Here is a 21199-nt window from a genome sequence, read left to right as displayed (position 1 = left end):
GAGAGTCGTCTCAATAAACACGAAGATAGGGGTGTAGCTCCAATTGGCAGAGCAGCGGATTCCAAATCCGCGTGTTGGGAGTTCGAATCTCTCCACCCCTGCCATATCTAAGGCTCTAGTCGAAAGACTAGAGCCTTTTTACTTTTCGCTCTTCAGATAATCATTCCACTTCTGATTGAACTTCTTAGGTAGAGGAGAGTCTTTAAACTTCTCTTTAGAAAAAAGTAAATACATATCTTGCTCGAACAGTGGTTTGCTGTGATAGGTTAACTCTTCAGCTGCCTCTTTTGGGAGTATTTGATCGATTCTCATCTGCCCAGTTTCAATCGTAGCAGGATAGGCATCTATTAGCCCTTTGAACAGCAATTGAAATACATAGCTATCGGTGTTTCCAGTGAATGGCTTTAGCCCCATCTCAATGAGCACATCCCGCGCAGTGTAATCGACCACAGACCCCAACGTATATGAAGCAAGGTCTTCGTCGGTGGGCCAATCAAATCCATTATCCTTGCGATGAAAGAACACGACTTTTTGTGTCATTAATTTATCTGAAAGTATGAAATCACTTCGTCGATCTTTATTTTCAAACCAAGGGAATGTGGCATCAAACTTCCCAGATCTTACCCCTTTCAATGCTCTTGCCCATGAGGTGTATACATAGACAACTTGGTAGCCTAGCGACCGAAATACTTTGGTCACTGGATCTTGCAGCAACCTATGCTCAGCGTTGGATCTGGATGTATGGGGAGGGTAGTCCTCAATTGCAATGACAATAGATTTCGCTTGCAGCATTGCTGGACATATTAGTAAGCACGCTAAAGAAAGTTGGTAATTCATAAGGCGAACAGTCCACAATGGAGATGCAATATTGATTATAGATGCTTTAGACAATAAAAAAGCCCGCTCAAAGAGCGGGCTTCATAATCAGCTGTGACGGAGCTTGATTTATTTAAGTAGTGCTTCGTTACCGTGTTCACGGATATGTTTAAGCATGCCTTTAACGCCGCGTGCGCTTGAAGCTACAACATTACCTGACTTCATGTAGTCAGTGCCACCGGCGAAATCGGTGATGATAGCACCAGCCTCTCGAGCGATCAGTTCGCCCGCTGCGATGTCCCAAGGTTTTAGACCTAACTCGAAGAAACCATCAACACGGCCTGCAGCAACATAACATAGGTCTAGAGCCGCAGAACCAGTACGACGGAAGTCAGCACAGTCTACAAATAGCGCAGACATAATCTTGAAGTAAGATTCAGAGTGCTGCTTTTGCTTGTATGGGAAACCAGTCGCTAGGATAGTACCTTGAAGATCTTTTAGCTGTTTTACACGGATACGTGCGTTGTTTAGCTGAGCACCAGCACCGCGTTGAGCTGTGAATAGCTCATTGAGCATTGGGTCGTAAACACAAGCAACTTCTGTTTTACCTTTAAAGCGAACAGCGATAGAGACAGAAAAATGTGGTAAACCTTTTACAAAGTTTGAAGTGCCATCCAGTGGGTCGATGATCCATTGTACTTCTTTATCTTTACCTTCAATAACGCCATTTTCTTCTGCGACGATGCAGTGTTCTGGGTACGACGCTTTAATCGTATCGATAATGATAGCTTCTGCTTCTTTGTCTACGTTAGTAACAAAGTCGTTCGTGCCTTTCTGAGTTGATTCGATCTTCTCAGCATTTTCTAAAGATTTAGCAATATGATTGCCTGCTTTTCGTGCAGCACGAATAGCGATATTAAGCATTGGATGCATACTAATTTCCCAACGGATGTTAAAGAACAGAAAAACGGGCGGCAGTATACCAGATAAATGACTAAATGGAAGCGGTTAATTTTTGTCCTCTTGGTTTTTAATCAGAAAGGACCTGACCATTTTAGTCAGGTATATGCTATTATCTTGCCGCTTTATTAATAGCTTTAGGATTCATCGATGCTTCACAACGTAAAAGTTGTCCTTGTAGGGACTTCGCACTCGGGAAATATTGGCTCCGCCGCTCGTGCTATGAAAGTCATGGGTTTGAGTAATTTAGTGCTAGTTGACCCTCAATGCCGCGTCGATGAACAGGCCCTCGCTTTAGCTGCGGGGGCGAGTGATATCGCTGAGAATGCTAAGGTGGTCTCGTCGTTAACTGAAGCTGTCTCTGACTGTGCTCTTGTTGTGGGATCGAGCGCTCGCTCTCGCACATTGGAGTGGCCAATGCTTGAGCCGCGAGAATGTGGGGTTAAGTTTGTCGAAGAAGGACAAAGCGCCCCAGTGGCTTTGGTATTTGGTCGAGAGCGTACGGGGTTAACCAACGATGAATTGCAAACCTGCCATTACCACGTTTGCATCCCTGCAAACCCTGAGTACAGCTCTCTCAATTTGGCGATGGCTGTTCAGACTTTGAGCTATGAAGTGCGTATGGCCTTCCTTGAAAAAGAGCAAAGCCAGTACGCGACTACCGAATTGGTTGAATATCCAAGACACAAAGAGCTGGAAATGTTCTTTGAGCACCTTGAAAAAGTGGCCCAAAAGACCCAGTTTATCAGTGAGGACCAGCCAGGTAAGGTGATGAATAAACTGCGTCGTTTGTTTAATCGCGCGAGACCAGAAGCTCAAGAGCTGAACATTTTACGTGGTGTTCTTACTGCGATAGAAAAGCGTATAAACGAGTAATTTTGTCCATATAAACACAGTGGTTAAATACCTGACTATTTTAGTCAACTAAATACTTGACTAAAATAGTCAGGTATGGAAGAATTCCTACCATATTAACGGTGTGGATATGGTGTTATATGAGACTTACATCTAAAGGAAGATACGCAGTGACAGCCATGTTAGATGTGGCTCTGCATTCGCAACAAAACCCTGTACCTCTGGCTGATATTTCAGAGCGTCAAGGGATCTCTCTATCTTACCTAGAGCAGCTTTTCTCTAAACTACGTAAAGCGGGTTTGGTTGCAAGTGTTCGTGGTCCTGGCGGTGGTTACCGACTTGGTGAAGACGCTCAGTCTATCTCTATTGGTACGGTCATTGCGGCGGTAGACGAATCTGTAGATGCGACTAAATGCAATGGTAAAGGAGACTGCCAAGGTGGCACTCGTTGCCTAACTCACACACTGTGGCGTGACTTGAGTTCACGTATTAGCGACTTCTTGAACAACATCACCTTAGGTGAGTTAATGCATGATAATGAAGTCCTAGAAATTTCTGACCGCCAAGACATTGATCTTGCCGTCAACCATGGGTTTGCTACAAAAAATACAAACACCGCACCCATCGGTGTAAATGTCCGCTCATAAGCGATTTGCCTGTTACATTGGAGTAGAAAATGAAACTGCCTATTTATCTTGATTATTCAGCGACTTGTCCTGTTGATCCTCGTGTGGCTGAAAAAATGGTTCAGTACATGACTATTGACGGCACGTTTGGCAACCCAGCATCGCGTTCACATCGTTATGGCTGGCAGGCAGAAGAAGCGGTAGATACTGCACGCGAGCAAATTGCAGATTTATTGAATGCGGACCCACGTGAAATCGTGTTTACATCGGGTGCGACTGAATCAGACAACCTAGCTATCAAAGGTGCTGCGCATTTCTACTCTAAGAAAGGCAAGCACGTGATCACTTGTAAAACTGAGCACAAAGCAGTGCTAGACCCATGTCGTCAGCTTGAGCGTGAAGGTTTTGAGGTGACTTACCTAGAACCAGAAGCAAACGGCATTATTGATCTTAAGAAACTAGAAGCAGCAATGCGTGATGACACCGTGCTTGTTTCAATTATGCACGTAAACAACGAGATTGGTGTGATTCAAGATATCGCATCTATCGGTGAACTATGCCGCGAACGTAAGATCGTTGTCCATGTCGACGCCGCTCAATCTGCAGGTAAATTACCTATCGATGTTCAAGAAATGAAGGTCGATTTGATTTCTCTTTCTGCTCATAAAGCTTACGGCCCTAAGGGCATTGGTGCGCTTTACGTTCGTCGTAAACCGCGTATTCGACTAGAGGCCCAAATGCACGGTGGTGGTCATGAGCGTGGTTTCCGTTCAGGTACGCTGCCAACTCACCAAATTGTGGGTATGGGTGAAGCATTCCGCGTGGCGAAAGAAGACATGCAAAAAGATTTCGATCACGCTTTGGCATTGCGTAACCGCCTACTTGACGGTGTTAAAGATCTTGAAGCGGTAAGCGTGAACGGTGACCTTGAACAACGTGTTCCTCATAACCTAAACGTGAGCTTTGCATTTGTTGAAGGTGAATCACTTCTCATGTCTCTTAAAGACTTAGCGGTATCATCAGGTAGCGCATGTACATCAGCAAGCTTAGAGCCATCATACGTACTTCGAGCTCTTGGTCTAAACGATGAACTCGCACACAGCTCAGTTCGTTTCTCTTTCGGACGTTTCACTACAGAAGAAGAAATCGACTACGCAATTGAACAGATTCGTACAGCAGTGACTAAACTGCGCGACATGTCTCCTCTATGGGATATGTACAAGGAAGGAATTGACCTAGACACGGTTGAGTGGGCACACCACTAAAACGCAGGTTATTCCCAAAGATTAATAGAGGATTCGAGGTAAATTATCATGGCATATAGCGAAAAAGTAATCGATCACTACGAGAACCCACGTAACGTTGGTTCATTTGATAAAGAAGATCCAAATGTGGGTAGCGGCATGGTTGGTGCTCCTGCGTGTGGTGATGTTATGAAACTGCAAATCAAGGTAACGCCGGAAGGCATTATCGAGGATGCAAAATTCAAAACTTACGGTTGTGGTAGCGCGATCGCGTCAAGCTCACTCGTCACTGAATGGGTTAAAGGCAAGAGTATTGATGAAGCAGCAGCAATTAAAAACGCAGAAATCGCGGAAGAACTTGAGCTACCACCAGTAAAAGTTCACTGCTCTATTCTTGCGGAAGATGCAATTAAAGCAGCGGTTGCTGATTACAAGAAAAAACACCAAGAATAAGTATTCTGTATATAATGGGAGGCCAATCCTCCCGTTTCATTCGCTACATAGACAAACTAAGGTGCAGTATGGCCATCACAATGACAGAAACCGCGGCAAGTCGCGTTAAGACATTCCTAGATAACCGAGGCAAAGGTATCGGTTTACGTTTGGGTGTAAAAACGACCGGCTGTTCTGGTATGGCGTATGTGCTTGAGTTTGTGGATGAGCTTAACGAAGAAGATTCAGTGTTCGAACATGATGGTGTAAAGGTCATTATCGATCAAAAAAGCCTCGCGTATTTGGATGGTACTGAGTTGGATTACGTTAAAGAAGGCCTGAATGAAGGGTTTGAGTTCAACAACCCTAATGCCAAAAGCGAATGTGGTTGTGGTGAAAGCTTCAACGTTTAATTGACAGCGCCTGTGGGTGAATCGCCCACAGATGATTACCAAGGACCGAATTCTAAATGAATTACTTTGAATTATTTGGGCTACCAAGTCAGTTTAAGCTGGATGGTAGCCTTCTTTCTTCACAGTTCCGTGAACTTCAAAAGCAGTTTCATCCTGATAACTTTGCGACCGCCTCTGAGCGTGACCGCCTGATGGCTGTCCAGAAAGCGGCGGAAATCAATGATGCTTATCAAGTATTAAAGAGCCCAATATCTCGAGCTGAGTACTTACTTGCGGAAAATGGTGTAGAGATACGCGGAGAGCAGCAAACGATGCAAGATCCTATGTTCCTGATGGAGCAGATGGAGTTGCGAGAAGAGCTAGAAGAGATTGCAAGTCACTCGGATTCGGAAGAGGCACTGTTCAATTTTGACGCCAAAGTGAGCAAGATGTTTAAGCAGCATTTATCCCTCGTCGAGCAAGAGTTGAATGATGCGTTATGGCTCAAAGCCGCGGAACGTGTACGTAAGCTCAAGTTTATTGCCAAATTAAAGAATGAAATCGAACTAGTGGAAGATAAACTCCTCGGCTAGTTAGCAACAAGGACCAATCATGGCACTACTTCAAATAGCAGAACCGGGTCAAAGCTCGGCACCCCATGAGCACAAACTGGCAGCAGGCATTGATTTAGGTACGACTAACTCACTGGTTGCGTCGGTACGTAGTGGTGATGCTGCTACGCTAAAAGATGAAAATGGCCACAGTATTCTCCCTTCTGTGGTGAATTACTCTGGTGAGCTTCCACTTGTTGGTCAGGCCGCGAAAGCGTTGGCGGAACAAGACCCTGCAAATACCATTATTTCGGTGAAGCGCTTGTTGGGCCGTTCACTTGACGACATCAAGCAGCGTTATCCTAACTTACCTTATCAATTTAAAGCGAGTGACAACGGGTTACCTGTGCTTTCGACAAAAGCAGGGGACAAAAATCCGATTGAAGTGTCTGCTGACATTTTAAAGTCTCTTGGGAAACGCGCGGAACAAACACTTGGCGGCGAGCTTGCTGGCGTGGTTATCACGGTACCGGCTTATTTTGATGATGCACAACGTGCAGGTACAAAAGACGCGGCTAAGCTTGCAGGCATGCATGTTTTACGTCTTTTGAATGAGCCGACAGCTGCCGCAATTGCCTACGGTTTAGATTCAGGGCAAGAAGGCGTGATCGCTGTCTACGACCTTGGTGGCGGTACATTTGATATCTCTATTCTTCGCTTGTCGAAAGGTGTTTTTGAAGTACTTGCGACTGGCGGTGATTCCGCGTTAGGTGGTGATGATTTCGACCACTTGTTGGCGGAATACCTGATGGAAAAAGCGGGTATTGAAGGGGCATTGTCTCCTGAAAAGACTCGTGCACTACTTAATATTGCAACCGATACCAAAATTGCTTTCTCTGAGAACGAGATCGTTGACGTGGATGTTTTCGGCTGGAAAGGCAGTGTGAGCCGTGAAGAGTTTGAAGATCTGATTCGTCCTCTAGTTAAGAAAACACTGATGTCCTGTCGCCGTGCACTGAAAGATGCGGATGTTGATGCAGAAGATGTTCTTGAAGTCGTTATGGTTGGCGGTTCAACACGTACACTACTAGTGCGTGATATGGTTGGAGAGTTTTTTGGTCGAACGCCTCTGACAAGCATTAATCCTGACGAAGTCGTTGCAATCGGTGCAGGTATTCAGGCTGACATTTTGGCTGGCAACAAGCCAGATTCAGAGATGCTACTGCTTGATGTGATCCCGTTGTCACTTGGTATCGAAACCATGGGCGGTCTCGTTGAAAAAATTGTCCCGCGCAACACAACTATCCCTGTCGCTCGAGCTCAAGAGTTCACCACGTTTAAAGATGGTCAGACGGCAATGAGCGTGCATATTGTTCAAGGTGAGCGTGAGATGGTTGACGACTGTCGTTCCTTGGCCCGATTTTCGCTGAAAGGTATCCCTCCGATGGCTGCGGGTGCTGCACATATTCGTGTAACTTACCAAGTTGATGCCGATGGTCTGCTTTCGGTTACAGCAATGGAAAAGAGCACAGGTGTTCAATCCGAAATTCAGGTGAAACCTTCTTATGGTTTGAGTGATGATGAGGTCGCAAACATGCTGCGCGACTCCATGACCCATGCCAAAGAGGACATGCAAGCTCGCGCGTTGGCAGAACAGCGTGTAGAAGCGGATCGTGTTATCGAAGGTTTGATTGCGGCGATGCAAGCGGATGGTGATGAACTTCTTTCTGATCAAGAGCGCCAAGCATTGTTGAAGGCCATTGAAGCTCTCATCGAGCTACGCAACGGAGACAATGCCGACGCAATTGAACAGGGTATCAAAGACACGGACAAAGCGAGCCAAGACTTCGCCTCCCGTCGTATGGATAAATCAATTCGAGCTGCGCTGTCTGGACAGTCAGTTAATGATATTTAAGAGATTAAGTTATGCCTAAAATTATTGTATTACCCCATGAAGACTTATGCCCAGAAGGTGCAGTGCTTGAGGCAAATACGGGTGACACGGTGTTGGATGTCGCGCTAAAAAATGGCATCGGTATTGAGCATGCGTGTGAAAAATCGTGTGCTTGTACAACTTGTCACGTCGTCATTCGTGAAGGGTTCGATTCTCTTGAAGAGAGTGATGAGCTTGAAGACGACATGCTTGATAAAGCGTGGGGTCTAGAGCCTGAATCTCGTCTTGGTTGCCAAGCAAAAGTGGCGGATGAAGATCTGGTGGTTGAGATTCCAAAGTACACGTTGAATCACGCATCAGAAGATCATTAATCTGCAATTTACGTTAAGACAATAATAACAACTCATCATCGAGTAGGAAGGTAAGCAATGAAATGGACAGATTCACGCGATATTGCGATCGAGCTATGCGATAAGTTTCCGGACGTTGATCCAAAAACGGTACGTTTTACCGATCTTCACCAATGGATTCTAGAATTGGAAGAGTTTGAGGATGAGCCAAATCGATCAAATGAAAAGATTTTAGAAGCGGTGATCCTTTGCTGGATGGATGAAATGGATTAACTTGTTCGGGAAATCCCTCGCAGTTAACAAAATTTACTAAAAATAACGGGCCTTTGGGTCCGTTTTTTTATCAATTTAACATTAAAGTGTTAACATCTCATCGTGAATAGAAAAAGGCGTAGGCAGCGCCAATACAGACAAGGAGAAACCATGTCTACACAGATGTCAGTATTTCTAAGCCAAGATCCTGCAGCGCCTCATTGGGGAGACAACGCATTAGTTTCGTTTTCCGACAAGGGTGCGACGATTCACCTTGGAGAAAGTCATGATCTTGGTGCCATTCAAAAGGCCGCGCGCAAGCTAGATGGACAAGGGATCGCTTCAGTGTCTCTTGTTGGCGACGCTTGGGATTTGGAAAGTGTTTGGGCATTTCACCAGGGTTACCGTGGGCCTAAAAAAGAAAATCACTGCCAATGGCAAGAGTTAGCAGAAGCGGATCAAGCTGAGCTGACCGCGCGAATTAAAGCGACCGACTTCACTCGCGATATCATCAACAAAACCGCAGAAGAAGTTGCCCCTCGTCAATTGGCAACCATGGCGGCCGAGTTTATTAAGTCAGTAGCCCCAGAAGGTACCGTTAAAGCACGTATCGTAAAAGATAAAGATCTGTTGGCGGAAGGTTGGCAAGGCATCTATGCCGTTGGTCGTGGTTCAGATCGCACTTCGGCAATGCTACAACTGGACTTCAACCCGACAGGTGATGAAAACGCGCCAGTGTTTGCTTGCTTAGTGGGTAAAGGCATTACTTTTGATTCAGGTGGTTACAGCATTAAGCCGTCTGGATTTATGACCGCGATGAAAGCGGACATGGGCGGTTCTGGTACGATTACCGGCGGTCTTGGTCTTGCGATCATGCGTGGTTTGAATAAGCGTGTGAAGTTGATCCTATGTTGTGCGGAGAACATGATCTCAGGTCGAGCTTTGAAGTTGGGCGATATCATTACCTACAAAAATGGCAAAACCGTTGAGATCATGAATACCGATGCGGAAGGGCGTTTGGTACTTGCTGATGGCCTGATTTACGCGAGCGAACAAAATCCAGAGTTGATTATTGATTGCGCCACTCTAACGGGTGCTGCGAAGAACGCATTGGGTAATGACTACCATGCGCTAATGAGCTTTGATGATGAGCTTTCTCACCAAGCATTGACAGCGGCGCGTGAAGAGAAAGAAGGTCTATGGCCTTTGCCTTTGGCTGACTTCCATAGAGGAATGTTGCCATCGAACTTTGCGGATCTGTCAAACATCAGCAGTGGTGATTACTCTCCGGGTGCCAGCACTGCCGCAGCCTTCTTATCTTACTTTGTTGAAGATTATAAAAAAGGTTGGCTGCATTTTGACTGCGCGGCGACGTACCGAAAAGCTGCGACAGATAAATGGGCGGCCGGTGCAACTGGCGTTGGCGTTCGAAGCCTAGCGGGCCTATTGGTTCAGCAATCAAATAAATAATATCAATGATTAAGAGGCCGTAGAGCCTCTTCTTTATCTAAACAAGAGAAAACGAAAGGATACCTTATGGCTCTAGAACGAACTTTTTCTATCGTTAAGCCCGATGCAGTTAAGCGCAACCTGATTGGTGAGATTTACCATCGTATTGAGAAAGCGGGTCTACAAATTGTTGCCGCGAAGATGGTGCATCTAACAGAAGAGCAAGCGAGTGGTTTTTACGCGGAACATGAAGGCAAAGAGTTTTTCCCTGCATTGAAAGAATTCATGACGTCTGGGCCAATTATGGTTCAAGTACTCGAAGGTGAAAATGCGATTGCACGTTACCGCGAGTTGATGGGTAAAACCAATCCAGAAGAAGCAGCGTGCGGCACAATCCGAGCGGACTATGCACTAAGCATGCGTTACAACTCCGTTCATGGCTCTGATAGCCCAACGTCAGCGGCAAGAGAAATTGAGTTCTTCTTCCCTCAGTCTGAAATCTGCCCAAGACCTTAATCATCAATTAGACGTTTATTGATAACTTTTACAAACCAACGCGCTGAATGCCGTTGGTTTTTTTCTTTCAAATGACGTATAGATGAGCGTCACATATTTCAATGACGTTAGTTTGAAAGTTGTTTTTTATGACACAGGGTATTGCATAATCGGTGGTGGAAGACTTATCAATTGGAATGATATTTTGGTCATGGATACCCTTAGAAAACAGTGTGCTTTGCTTTTCATCTTAGCGCTTGGCTTTGTCCAATATTCGTTCGCAGAAGATAACTTTAGTACTGTTTTTCAGAATGAAGTGACGTGGGTAGCCGACAAGCGTTGATCTTCTGACGCCCCATTTAACGACGTTAATGAATTTTTCAATGGTTCATCCGATAGTTTTGGTTTAACTGGTGGAATCTACACCAGTTTACTCGAGTTTAAGGTAAGCCATCCCAAAAGCTACGTTATTGATTTTCGTAATTCAGCCTTGATCGGCAAATTTGACCACTGGCTATTTGATGTAGAAGGGCGATTAGTTGCTCATTTTGCTGGTGGTTTGCTGTCTAATGAGCCAAACCCTTACTTTTTGCGTAATGGTAGGGAGGCTATGTTGACGCCTGGTCACTATTACCTCTCAGGCTTCCCAGTTCAATATCGCTCCTCCCACTCCTTTTATTATGGCGGAAGAAGAGTACATTCGGGAAATTAACCTTGGTAACACCATTACTCTTTTAGGCTTAGGAGTGTTTGTTGGTCTGTTCTTCTATTACCTCGTCTTGTCGGTGACGCGCCTAAGTCTGGTTGATTTAAGCTACGCGCTGTTCATAGCTGGCAACTTAGTCTTTAACGCCACTACGTTACACGTTCTGCCTCAGTTGATGGGAGTACAATGGTATGGCGGGGCGAGTTGGCCTATTCTGTTTTCTAATATCGCTTACATTGTGTTTGTTATGTCACTGCTACAAATCTCGCGATAGGCTGACAAGTACATGTGGTGGATTGGGGCAACGGTGATAGCGTTATTTATTAGCTTCGTTCTGCTCTCATTTTTCATGCCTCATTGGCAGAATGAATTTAATCGCTTTGCTGTCGGCTTATTCTTACTGTTTGGCGTTATCGCTGGCATATATAAGAGCCTGAAACGAAGCATCGTGGCGCGTTGGTATCTAGTGGCAAATACAGGGTTCGTTGTACTCGGAGCGAAAGCTATTTCACAAGAGCAAATCGCGGACCTCAAAACCATCTATATGTCGCACATAGGTTTGATTGCTGTGACTTGGGAAGTACTCTTCCTTTCATGTGTCATCGCTTATCAAATGACTCGACTTCAACATGAAAAAACGCGTGCCTTAAAGCAAGCAAAAGATATGTTGGAAATAGCACATACCGATGCACTCACTCAATTACCCAACCGTTATGCTATGGAAAAGAAACTCAAAACGGCCGCGTCAGGTGAAGGGTTTATCTATATTGACTTGGATGGTCTGAAGTCGTGCAATGACAATTACGGTCACGAAATGGGCGACGAGCTACTGGTAACATTCAGTGAACGCTTAATGGCCGCACTGCCTAACAATGCCGAGCTTTATCGAATATCCGGCGATGAGTTTGGCTTGGTATTTAGTGAGAGTAATGTCTCTCGCATTAAGGCTGCATTAGATGAGCTTGACCAAACATTAAGAACTCAATTCTTACCAAGTGTTGGTGTGAGTTACGGAGCAGCCCATTTCCAAACCAATGGCGACTATGAAGCCGTGGTGAGAGAGGCAGACAAAAATATGTTCAACAATAGGAAAAGAAAGTACCAGCAACTCACCGAATACGAAATTTAAGATAATCGTTCCAATACTCGACCTCTAACACATGCCACCGTTTTTGATTCTGAGCGACGCTTACACCGATAAGTTGCTACTCCTTACAAATTCTTGAGCATTCTCATTGAGTTATTGCTTTGCAGCCGATTTATCAAATACTCCTTACTGAATCACCTCGCCTAGGGATTTAATCGAATAGAGAACTTTGTGAACCTATAGCATTTGAATGACACAGGCAGGGAGTTCGTAACCCCTTTTTGTTCATTGTTGAGGTTGGAACTCGAAAATGAGCGTATAAACAGCTATATTGTTTCCATGAAGCGTCACTGGGGTTCAATTTTTTGAAGGTTGAGCAGGTAGGGCGTACACTTCATCGAAAGCGATCAAAAAAGGGGTGGTTGATTGGTTCTAGCGTTAGGCAGAAACAGGCTTTATTACCTATCCTACATGTGAGGGCAGCAGCCCAAACTTTTTTTAAATACAGCGCACGCAAGGGTATCAGTCTTGACAGATTGTGATATACTCTGCGCGCAATTTATACCTTATAAACAGAGTAAGACAATGGCAGATTTATCAAAGTACAGAAACATTGGTATTTTCGCGCACGTTGATGCGGGTAAAACTACCACCACTGAGCGTATCCTTAAGCTTACTGGTAAAATCCACAAAACTGGTGAAGTACACGACGGTGAGTCTACAACTGACTTCATGGAGCAGGAAGCTGAGCGTGGTATCACAATCCAGTCTGCTGCCGTAACTTGTGAGTGGAATGGCCACCGCCTAAACGTTATCGATACTCCGGGACACGTTGACTTTACAGTAGAAGTATACCGTTCACTTAAAGTTCTTGACGGTGGTATCGGTGTATTCTGTGGTTCTGGTGGTGTTGAGCCTCAGTCAGAAACAAACTGGCGCTACGCGAACGATTCAGAAGTTGCTCGTCTGATCTTCGTAAACAAACTAGACCGTATGGGTGCAGACTTCTTCAACGTTGTTGACCAAGTTAAGAACGTTCTTGGTGCAAACCCACTAGTAATGACTCTGCCAATTGGTCGTGAAGACGATTTCGTTGGTGTTGTTGACGTACTAAACCGTAAAGCTTACGTTTGGGACGACACAGGTCTACCAGAAAACTACGAAATTCAAGATGTTCCAGCGGACATGGTTGATGACCTAGAACAGTACCGTGAAGAGCTAGTTGAGACTGCTGTAGAGCAAGACGACGAGCTAATGGAAGCGTACATGGAAGGCGAAGAGCCATCTATCGAGCAGCTAAAAGAGTGTATCCGTAAAGGTACACGTGACCTAGCGTTCTTCCCAACGTTCTGTGGTTCTGCGTTCAAGAACAAAGGCATGCAACTTATCCTTGACGCTGTTGTAGATTACCTACCAGCTCCAAACGAAGTTGATCCTCAGCCTCTAACAGATCCAGAAACTGGTGAACCAACTGGTGACGTTGCTCTAGTATCTGCTGATGAGCCACTAAAAGCGCTAGCATTCAAGATCATGGATGACCGTTTCGGTGCTCTAACATTCGTACGTATCTACTCTGGCCGTCTGAAGAAGGGTGACACTGTCCTTAACTCAGCAACGGGTAAGACTGAGCGTATCGGTCGTATGTGTGAGATGCAAGCTGATGAGCGTAACGAACTTACTGAAGCGCAAGCTGGTGACATCATCGCTATCGTTGGTATGAAGAACGTTCAAACTGGTCACACTCTATGTGATCCTAAGCACGAATGTACTCTTGAAGCTATGATCTTCCCAGAACCAGTAATCTCTATCGCTGTATCTCCAAAAGATAAAGGCGGCAGCGAGAAGATGGGTATCGCTATCGGTAAGATGGTTGCAGAAGATCCATCTTTCCAAGTTGAGACTGACGAAGAGTCTGGCGAAACTATCCTGAAAGGTATGGGTGAACTTCACCTAGACATCAAGGTAGATATCCTTAAGCGTACTTACGGCGTTGAACTAGAAGTAGGTGCTCCACAGGTAGCTTACCGTGAAACTATCACTCAAGCAGTTGAAGATAGCTACACGCACAAGAAGCAGTCTGGTGGTTCTGGTCAGTTCGGTAAGATCGACTACCGCATCCGCCCTGGTGAGCCAAACTCTGGCTTCACGTTCTCTTCAACAGTTGTTGGTGGTAACGTACCTAAAGAATTCTGGCCTGCAGTAGAGAAAGGTTTCGCGTCTATGATGCAAACTGGTGTTCTAGCTGGCTTCCCAACTCTAGACGTAGAAGTTGAACTATTCGACGGTGGTTTCCACGCAGTTGACTCTTCAGCTATCGCTTACGAAATCGCTGCTAAAGGCGCATTCCGTCAGTCTATGCCTAAAGCGGGTGCACAACTTCTTGAGCCAATCATGAACGTTGACGTATTCACTCCAGAAGACAACGTTGGTGATGTAATCGGTGACCTTAACCGTCGTCGTGGTATGATCAAAGACCAACAAGCTGGTACTACAGGCGTTCGTATTAAAGCAGACGTTCCTCTATCAGAAATGTTTGGCTACATCGGTCACCTACGTACTATCACTTCTGGTCGTGGTCAGTTCTCTATGGAGTTCGGTCAATACGCACCTTGTCCAGCAAACGTTGCTGAGCAAGTTATCGCAGAAGTTAAAGAGCGCGAAGCTAAGAAGTAATTCTTGCTTTAGCTAGATAGCTTTGAAAGCCCCGATCTAAAGACCGGGGCTTTTTTTATCTATGAAAAAGAAGGGATGTTCAGCGAGCGTATCAGTGGTGGGTTGGCAATTTGCTACTAGCGACGTTGCGAGTCTTTACCTGCAGTTTTCTCAGGTTGCCACTTTATTTGGGATTGCGGCTATCGATAATCTCTAGCCCCAAATGTTGCAGGTTTTTGCACTCTTCAGCTTGCGTGAAAATCCATTCGCAGAAACGTTTGATTTTGGCTCGTTTGAAATAAGCCCGTGGTGCGCAAAGAAAATAATTGTAGTCGGTTCTTTGAGCGAGGTTACCTATCCTCACTAATTTACCTTCATCAATGTAGCGCTGGGCTAGGGTGTGTTTTGCCAAAGCGACGCCTTGAACCGCCAGTGCGCCCTCTAAAACAAAATGAGAGCCATTGTATTTTAAAGTGGGTTTCGAAGCCTTGTGACCCACGTTGTTTAGCCAAATCCCCCAATCTATATCTCGCCAATAGTCTTCGATCAAGTCAGCTCCAGTTAAGTCTTTGAGATCGTAGATCTCATGTTGTTCTTGGTATATCGGGTGGCAAACAGGGTAGAGAAGCTCTTCGAACAGAAGCTCTGAAGTGATGTTCGGGTAGTCTCCAGGTCCATATCGAATGCATAAATCGAGATTAGATTTTTGAAAATCAGCCAGTTCGCTGGTTGGCTCAATCATGAGTTCTAGATCTGGATTCTCTTGTCTGAAGTGACCAATCCTTGGTACTAACCAGTGCTGAGCAAAGGAAGGTAATGTCGAAATGGAGAGCTGGTTAGGATTGGGATCTTGGTTGATTTGTCTAATACCACGATGAAGATGATCAAAGCCTCGTTGAGCTTGCTCGAACAAAATCTCCCCTTCCATGGTTAGCGTGACTTTACGATGCTGCCTCAAAAACAGTTCTGCGCCTAAGAAGTCTTCAAGCTGACGTATTTGTTGGCTAATGGCTGCGGCAGTGACATAGAGTTCTTGAGCTGCGAGTTTAAAGCTGCCTAGCCTCGCTGCAGTATAAAAGTAATAGATTCCCTGGAGAGGTGGTAACCGTTCTTTCACTTTAGTTTTCCTTAACCGAAGGGCAATTTGTATCGTTTGAGTGTTGTCGTCCTATGGTCGATTATTAACCCACTAAATGCAAGAGGGGTAAGTAATCATGGAAACTTCAGAGTTTGGCTACAAACAGAAACTATCTGACACTTTAGTTTGGGATAAAAAAATCTTAACTCTAGTTCAGTGCTGGTGGCGTAATTATCGTACTCGCAAGCAGTTAGAAAACTTGCCAGAGCATCTACTCGATGATCTTGGACTAACGAATGAGCAAGCTCATCAAGAGAGTATTCGCCGTTTTTGGAACTAGTCGTTTTTCTACTGATGGTTACTCAGTGATTTCGCTGTGTAGCCAATGAGTGAAAGCCGCGATCCGTTGCCTACGAGGGGACTCACTATCATAAAAGAGGTTAAACTGAATGCCGGGCGTCATACCAATATCGAAAGGCTTGGTAAGTAGCCCTCGTTCCACATAGTCACTGGCCAATGAGTCTGACGCAAGACAGGCTCCATGGCCCGCCATAACGGCATTCATGGCGTGATCAAAGGTACTGACGTCCATCCACTGAACCGATTCTTTGTTCATTCTCACCCCCGCTTGGGCAAACCAGTTTTGCCAAGGGTAGCCGCCGGACTCGTAGTGAATCAACCAAGTATTGAGTAGCTGTTCGGGGTTGGAAAGGTCAATGCTCTTGGCCAGATGAGGGGAGCAGAACGGGTAAATGGTCTCTTCAAACAGAAATTCTTTGTGCAGTTTACTGTCGCTATTGATGTCCAACTCGTCTCCTTGCCAAATTGCTAAGTCGGCATCCCCTTGTTTTAAATTGGGAGCATTGCAACTGGTCAAAATACGAATTGGGATATTCGGATGTTGAGTTGAAAATTTCCATAGCCTTGGAAGCAACCAGCGAGATGCAAAAGACGGTGTAGAGCTGACGCAAAGCAATCCTTCAACAGGTTCGCTCTGGATTTGATTAAGGCCACTGATGATGCTTTCGAAACCTTGTGAAACATGTTTAAACAAGATTTTTCCTTGTTCGGTTAAACGCATTTCCCGACCTTCACGGACAAAAAGTTTGCAACCAAGTCCATCTTCTAACTGGCGAATCTTCTGGCTGACAGCTGCTTGGCTGATGAATAGCTCTTCTGCGGCGCGGCTGTAACTGTTTAGCCGTGCAGCTACTTCAAAGTAGCGCAGTCCTGGTAGGTGATGCAGCCTAGCATCCATAAATACATCCTGTATAAACTAGAAGGGGAGTGCAATCATAATGGCTTTGATTAAAAAGCAAAAGGAGAGCGGGTGCTCTCCTTTGATGTGTTAACTACTCTTCCCATACGACCAACTGACCTTTTGGCCAGTTTTGCCCCATATCGTGGTACTTCTGTTCCAACATATGCCGCTTTATCTTCAACGTTGGCGTTAAGATACCATTCTCAATACTCCAAGGGTCTTTGATCATCAACACCCCTTTAATCTGCTCGTGTGACTCCAGTTCTTGGTTCATCCTAGTGATAACTTTCTTGGTGGTACGCTCATAACGAGCACGATCAAAGTTCGGAAAATCATGAGGAACAACCAGTAAGATAGGGGCAGGTAATCCGAGCCCAATCAGGCACATCATCTCGACACGGCTGTACTCAAAGAGCTTCTTCTCTATAGGAACTGGTGCAACGAATTTGCCTTTTGCCGTCTTGAAGTTGTCCTTCTTACGCCCTTGAATGGTTAAGTAACCGTCACTATCGAGAGAGCCGATATCACCGGTGTGCAACCAGCCTTCAGCATCAAACGACTCTTGTGTGGCGATGTCATTTTTGTAGTAACCCGAGAAAAGTCCTTTACCGCGAACCATAATCTCGTCATCTTCAGCGATTTTGAGTTCAATCCCTGGGCCTGCGTTACCCACACTACCAATCTTGTCTGCGCGGAATGGGTAGTTCAATGTGCTGTACGCGAACGACTCGGTCATCCCCCATGCTTCAGTAATATTGAGGCCAACGCTACGATACCATTCGAGTAGTGCGGGTGAAACTGGGGCTGAGCCACAACCTAGCACACGCGCTTGATCTAAACCTAGGCCATCTGCGAGCTTCTTCTTGATTAAGGAGTTCACAAACGGAATCTTAAGTAAGATGTTGAGTTTTTTCTGTGGCAGCTTGTCTTGAATGCGTTGCTGGAACAGGGTCCATAAACGAGGGACAGAGATGAACAACGTTGGGCGCTGCATTTTTACATCTTCAATAAAGGTGTCTAGAGATTCTGGGAAGGCTGTTTGAACGCCTCCTTGAATGGAAGAACCAAAGATATAAACGCGCTCGGTGATATGGGCCAGCGGCAAATAGGAGAATAATCGATCGTTCTCTTGAATTCCGATGTGATTGATCAACTGTTGTACTGACCAGCTAAATGCGCCGTAAGTGAGCATCGCTCCTTTTGGCAAGCCAGAGGTTCCAGAGGTGTACACCAGTGACATGAGTTTGTCGTCATGGTGTTGAGGTCTGTCTTGGCTGGGCTCAAACTTTTCAATCAAATCATTGAAGCTGTGCTGACACTTAGGCGCGCTGTCATAAGGTAATGACACCGTGATCAGATTTTCCTGAGAATCAATGACCTGCTGTGTTGCCGCGGCATCATCGAGTTTACCGCCAATCAGCACTTTGCTTTCACTGTGGGTGACACAGTATTCGATGGTGTCGGCACCAGCTGTGGGAAAGATCGGCACACTGACAAAGTCACCAAGCATCATGGCTAAGTCACAAATAAACCATTCCGCACAGTTCTTTGATACAAGCGCGACCTTATCGCCGGGTTGTAAGCCAAACTCTTTTAACGCTGCTGCCAGCCTTAGGGCTTTATCGGCAACCTCTGCGTATGTGTATTCGACAAACTGACGATTAATAATCTGTTTTAGGTAGATCTCATTGGGACGTTCCTCGGCCCATTTCAAGATCATTTCGTTCGGTGGTGGGAGAGCACAAGTTGGTTTGCTTAACTCGTTAGGCTGAATCATTCTCTAACTCCATGTTATTGGCAAAATAATGATTTATTTTTATTGTTAACAGCTTGTTAACTTTAGCATGGAAGAAGAAAGAGAGTGAAGCATTGCGATAAGAATATACCCAAGGTGTGACGCTGATATTAGTGTAGCTGACGATACACTGCGGGACTTAACCCTGTTTTCTTTTTAAAGATTCGCGAAAAGTACGAAACGTCATGGTAGCCGCACTGAAAAGCGATGAACGAAATTTTTTCTTTCCTTTCTTTTGTAAGTAATTGTTTTGCAAGATTAATTCTCTTTAGTACCAAGTAGTCTCGAAAGCTAACCCCGATGTTTTTGTGAAAAAATTTTGAAAAGTAAGTCACTGAATAGTGGCAGTATTCTGCAATATCTTCCTCTCGAATAGTGCGTGATAGGTTCTTATCGATATAGCGCAAAATTTCGATAAGATCTTTACTCACATTCTGCTTTTTGATCATTGAAGTCAATTTATGTATTTCGAGTATTTCTTGGTGTTTAGTAAATTGATAGTGGATTTGTTGGCTGAGGTTTTTAGCCCATTGGTTTTCAAGGGAAGCTGATACATCGTACGTTTTTATCACCACGTCGAGGGAAGCGATCTCGTCCCTTAAGGGGCCGTTGTGCAATACCACTAAGCTTTTATCGAGGTTTTGGCATAGCTTGGCTGCTGTCACGAACAAGGCATCGAAAGAGGGTTGGTAGTGGAAAAAGCAAAAGTGAATGTTGGGCTCACTCAATACAGATACGTCGTAGCCGTAATCTTTTATATCAAAAAATTCGCCTAGATCGCGAAGAATGTCTTTGGGAATAAACGAGGTCGATTGACCAAGCCAGTAACCACTGTGGAGTACATTCAAATAAGTTAACCCTAATTTAGTTTTAATTTTTATACATAAGGTTAGGTTAGGCTTCTGTGAACCTCAACTTTTGTCTGAGTGCCAGTGGATTTGCTTTTGATATTACTGTTGATTGTTCGATTGATTTTTGGGAGTAAGATCTGTTTTTATTTGATTTTTAATCTTGTCAAGTATCAAAAGTGATACAGGTGCTCATCTCTAATTTATATAAAGTTTGCATTTTTTGTCTGGAAAGTATAATTCAATTTAATCAATCTCTTATGTTGTCTGTTGTGAGGTTTTCTTGTTTGTATAGCGCTTGGTAATACTCAAATAAATGGCTTTCGGGTTTAAAAATAACCAAAAGTGCTAGATTAAGCATGGCAAAAAAGTACCAAAAATAGCTAAGAAAGTCCTAACTGGTACCGATGGAAAACTCCTAACTTATAAGTAAGCAAGACGCAGGGTACTTGTTAGAAAGGAGACAGATTATGAGCAAGGTACTAAATAACATCAAAGCATTTCTAAAGGACGAAGAAGGTTTGACAGTGGTTGAATACGTAGTAGGCGCAGGCCTTCTGGTACTTGGCTTGTCCGGTATTTTCGGGGCATTCAGCTCAGTATTGGAAGCAGAACTTAATAGCGTGTTTAGCTAGTCGAACAGGCGTAATTTATACCCTTATAGAAAACAGGCATTATTCCCAATTCCTACTAATATAGTTGTATAGGTTTGATTCAACGAAAGAACCAAGCCTATGCAACAAGTAGGAGTTAACCATGTCACTACATCATAAAGCACGAAACTTTTTTTTAGATGAATCAGGCTTGACCGTCGTTGAATACGTGGTTGGGGCGAGCGTAATGTTAGTTGGACTTTCGGGTCTTTTTGCCGCTTTTAGAGACGTACTTTCTGAAGAGTTTGATTCGTTGTTCAGCGACTAAAATGAACATGAGGTAGGCTACTGTGGAGTATGTTATCTGGTTCATTCTGTTTATCGTGGCGGTCTCAGATGCTAAAGAGCATCGGATTCCTAATGCACTACTTCTTCTCACCTTAATCGCTTGTACTGCAAGAATGATCGTTGAACCGGATCTCACGCCGAGCTGGAGTGCGGCTGCAACAGGGTTTGCGGTTATGTTTGCAGGATCTCTCATGCTCCATTTGCTGAGAGTGATGGCGCCGGGTGATGTTAAGTTGTTAGCGGTTATCGGTTTTTGGCTTGGTTGGGGGCAACTTTTTGATGCCACTCTATGGATTGCGGCAACCAGCATTATGGTCGGGCTCACTTACGCGTTGGTCCGTGTCGCAGGAAAAGAACACAAGATGAGAGAGCAACTCTCACGTTACAAATTATTGTTTGCATATGGCCGGGCAGGCACTAAGGCTTTAGAAGAGAATTCAACCGAAAAATTGAGAATGCCTTTCGCTCCCATAGTCGTAATCGGCGTGGCATTACATCACTACTTCTAGTGATGA

24 protein-coding genes and 1 tRNA gene are annotated in these 21199 nt (G+C 44.8%); 19 read left to right on the top strand and 6 right to left on the bottom strand.

The window, feature by feature from the left end:
• The first annotated feature begins 27 nt into the window (after positions 1-27).
• A tRNA-Trp gene (locus OH458_RS16695) sits at positions 28-104 on the top strand.
• 34 nt (positions 105-138) lie between these two features.
• On the opposite strand, the gene OH458_RS16690 is transcribed toward OH458_RS16695, so the two are convergent.
• Together OH458_RS16690 and suhB are read right to left on the bottom strand one after the other, a co-directional pair.
• Positions 139-837: a substrate-binding periplasmic protein gene (locus tag OH458_RS16690; RefSeq protein WP_269979180.1), complete on the bottom strand. Its 699-nt coding sequence runs from the start codon at positions 835-837 to the stop codon at positions 139-141.
• A gap of 108 nt (positions 838-945) precedes the next feature.
• Positions 946-1749: an inositol-1-monophosphatase gene (suhB, locus tag OH458_RS16685; RefSeq protein WP_038139846.1), complete on the bottom strand. Its 804-nt coding sequence runs from the start codon at positions 1747-1749 to the stop codon at positions 946-948.
• A 177-nt stretch (positions 1750-1926) separates the two neighbouring features.
• Here suhB and trmJ point away from each other — a divergent pair, with 177 nt between their 5' ends.
• The 14 genes from trmJ to fusA all read left to right on the top strand — a co-directional run bounded on the left by trmJ (position 1927) and on the right by fusA (position 14782).
• Positions 1927-2652 (top strand): tRNA (cytosine(32)/uridine(32)-2'-O)-methyltransferase TrmJ, encoded by a 726-nt coding sequence (gene trmJ / locus OH458_RS16680; protein WP_269979179.1) that lies wholly within the window; start codon positions 1927-1929, stop codon positions 2650-2652.
• Between the two features lie 119 nt (positions 2653-2771).
• Positions 2772-3278: a Fe-S cluster assembly transcriptional regulator IscR gene (gene iscR / locus OH458_RS16675; protein ID WP_072016635.1), complete on the top strand. Its 507-nt coding sequence runs from the start codon at positions 2772-2774 to the stop codon at positions 3276-3278.
• A 29-nt stretch (positions 3279-3307) separates the two neighbouring features.
• Positions 3308-4522, top strand: coding sequence for an IscS subfamily cysteine desulfurase (locus OH458_RS16670; RefSeq protein ID WP_269979178.1), 1215 nt, complete (start codon positions 3308-3310; stop codon positions 4520-4522).
• A gap of 48 nt (positions 4523-4570) precedes the next feature.
• Positions 4571-4954: a Fe-S cluster assembly scaffold IscU gene (gene iscU, locus OH458_RS16665; RefSeq protein WP_005476795.1), complete on the top strand. Its 384-nt coding sequence runs from the start codon at positions 4571-4573 to the stop codon at positions 4952-4954.
• Positions 4955-5022: 68 nt separating this feature from the next.
• Positions 5023-5346 (top strand): iron-sulfur cluster assembly protein IscA, encoded by a 324-nt coding sequence (gene iscA, locus OH458_RS16660; RefSeq protein WP_269979177.1) that lies wholly within the window; start codon positions 5023-5025, stop codon positions 5344-5346.
• Positions 5347-5402: 56 nt separating this feature from the next.
• Positions 5403-5918, top strand: coding sequence for a co-chaperone HscB (gene hscB / locus OH458_RS16655; RefSeq protein WP_038189647.1), 516 nt, complete (start codon positions 5403-5405; stop codon positions 5916-5918).
• A gap of 19 nt (positions 5919-5937) precedes the next feature.
• Positions 5938-7791, top strand: a complete 1854-nt coding sequence (gene hscA / locus OH458_RS16650) for a Fe-S protein assembly chaperone HscA (RefSeq protein ID WP_269979176.1) — start codon at positions 5938-5940, stop codon at positions 7789-7791.
• An 11-nt stretch (positions 7792-7802) separates the two neighbouring features.
• Positions 7803-8141, top strand: a complete 339-nt coding sequence (gene fdx / locus OH458_RS16645) for an ISC system 2Fe-2S type ferredoxin (protein WP_005476776.1) — start codon at positions 7803-7805, stop codon at positions 8139-8141.
• 57 nt (positions 8142-8198) lie between these two features.
• Positions 8199-8393 (top strand): Fe-S cluster assembly protein IscX, encoded by a 195-nt coding sequence (gene iscX, locus OH458_RS16640; protein WP_005476792.1) that lies wholly within the window; start codon positions 8199-8201, stop codon positions 8391-8393.
• A gap of 150 nt (positions 8394-8543) precedes the next feature.
• Positions 8544-9842 carry an aminopeptidase PepB gene (gene pepB, locus OH458_RS16635; protein ID WP_269979175.1) on the top strand — a complete coding sequence of 433 codons (1299 nt, stop codon included), beginning with the start codon at positions 8544-8546 and terminating at the stop codon, positions 9840-9842.
• A gap of 66 nt (positions 9843-9908) precedes the next feature.
• On the top strand, positions 9909-10337 hold the full coding sequence (ndk, locus tag OH458_RS16630) for a nucleoside-diphosphate kinase (protein WP_005476778.1): 429 nt from the start codon (positions 9909-9911) through the stop codon (positions 10335-10337).
• Between the two features lie 659 nt (positions 10338-10996).
• Positions 10997-11296, top strand: a complete 300-nt coding sequence (locus OH458_RS16625) for a hypothetical protein (protein WP_269979174.1) — start codon at positions 10997-10999, stop codon at positions 11294-11296.
• A gap of 12 nt (positions 11297-11308) precedes the next feature.
• Positions 11309-12151 carry a GGDEF domain-containing protein gene (locus tag OH458_RS16620; protein ID WP_269979173.1) on the top strand — a complete coding sequence of 281 codons (843 nt, stop codon included), beginning with the start codon at positions 11309-11311 and terminating at the stop codon, positions 12149-12151.
• Positions 12152-12694: 543 nt separating this feature from the next.
• Positions 12695-14782: an elongation factor G gene (gene fusA, locus OH458_RS16615; RefSeq protein ID WP_269979172.1), complete on the top strand. Its 2088-nt coding sequence runs from the start codon at positions 12695-12697 to the stop codon at positions 14780-14782.
• 163 nt (positions 14783-14945) lie between these two features.
• Here fusA and OH458_RS16610 read toward each other — a convergent pair whose 3' ends face one another.
• Entirely contained in the window at positions 14946-15878 is a 933-nt protein-coding gene (locus tag OH458_RS16610) for a LysR substrate-binding domain-containing protein (RefSeq protein WP_269979171.1), read from the bottom strand.
• 97 nt (positions 15879-15975) lie between these two features.
• Here OH458_RS16610 and OH458_RS16605 point away from each other — a divergent pair, with 97 nt between their 5' ends.
• Positions 15976-16179, top strand: coding sequence for a DUF1127 domain-containing protein (locus OH458_RS16605; RefSeq protein ID WP_269979170.1), 204 nt, complete (start codon positions 15976-15978; stop codon positions 16177-16179).
• 18 nt (positions 16180-16197) lie between these two features.
• On the opposite strand, the gene OH458_RS16600 is transcribed toward OH458_RS16605, so the two are convergent.
• The 3 genes from OH458_RS16600 to OH458_RS16590 all read right to left on the bottom strand — a co-directional run bounded on the left by OH458_RS16600 (position 16198) and on the right by OH458_RS16590 (position 19743).
• A complete protein-coding gene (locus OH458_RS16600; RefSeq protein WP_269979169.1) occupies positions 16198-17097 on the bottom strand; it encodes a LysR substrate-binding domain-containing protein in 900 nt (299 codons plus the stop codon).
• 94 nt (positions 17098-17191) lie between these two features.
• Positions 17192-18877 carry an AMP-binding protein gene (locus tag OH458_RS16595; RefSeq protein WP_269979168.1) on the bottom strand — a complete coding sequence of 562 codons (1686 nt, stop codon included), beginning with the start codon at positions 18875-18877 and terminating at the stop codon, positions 17192-17194.
• 128 nt (positions 18878-19005) lie between these two features.
• Positions 19006-19743, bottom strand: a complete 738-nt coding sequence (locus OH458_RS16590) for a helix-turn-helix domain-containing protein (protein WP_269979167.1) — start codon at positions 19741-19743, stop codon at positions 19006-19008.
• Between the two features lie 470 nt (positions 19744-20213).
• Here OH458_RS16590 and OH458_RS16585 point away from each other — a divergent pair, with 470 nt between their 5' ends.
• From OH458_RS16585 to OH458_RS16575, 3 genes are all read left to right on the top strand, one after another.
• Positions 20214-20378, top strand: coding sequence for a Flp family type IVb pilin (locus tag OH458_RS16585; protein WP_005471504.1), 165 nt, complete (start codon positions 20214-20216; stop codon positions 20376-20378).
• A gap of 121 nt (positions 20379-20499) precedes the next feature.
• Positions 20500-20664 carry a Flp family type IVb pilin gene (locus OH458_RS16580; RefSeq protein ID WP_179944629.1) on the top strand — a complete coding sequence of 55 codons (165 nt, stop codon included), beginning with the start codon at positions 20500-20502 and terminating at the stop codon, positions 20662-20664.
• 22 nt (positions 20665-20686) lie between these two features.
• A complete protein-coding gene (locus OH458_RS16575; protein ID WP_269979166.1) occupies positions 20687-21193 on the top strand; it encodes an A24 family peptidase in 507 nt (168 codons plus the stop codon).
• The last annotated feature ends 6 nt before the right edge of the window (positions 21194-21199 follow it).

The sequence above is a fragment of the Vibrio sp. MarTm2 genome (assembly GCF_027587055.1).
Classification (GTDB): Bacteria; Pseudomonadota; Gammaproteobacteria; order Enterobacterales; family Vibrionaceae; genus Vibrio; species Vibrio sinaloensis_D.
Note: the sequence above shows the minus strand (reverse complement) of the source record. Positions and strands in the feature narration are given on the sequence as shown.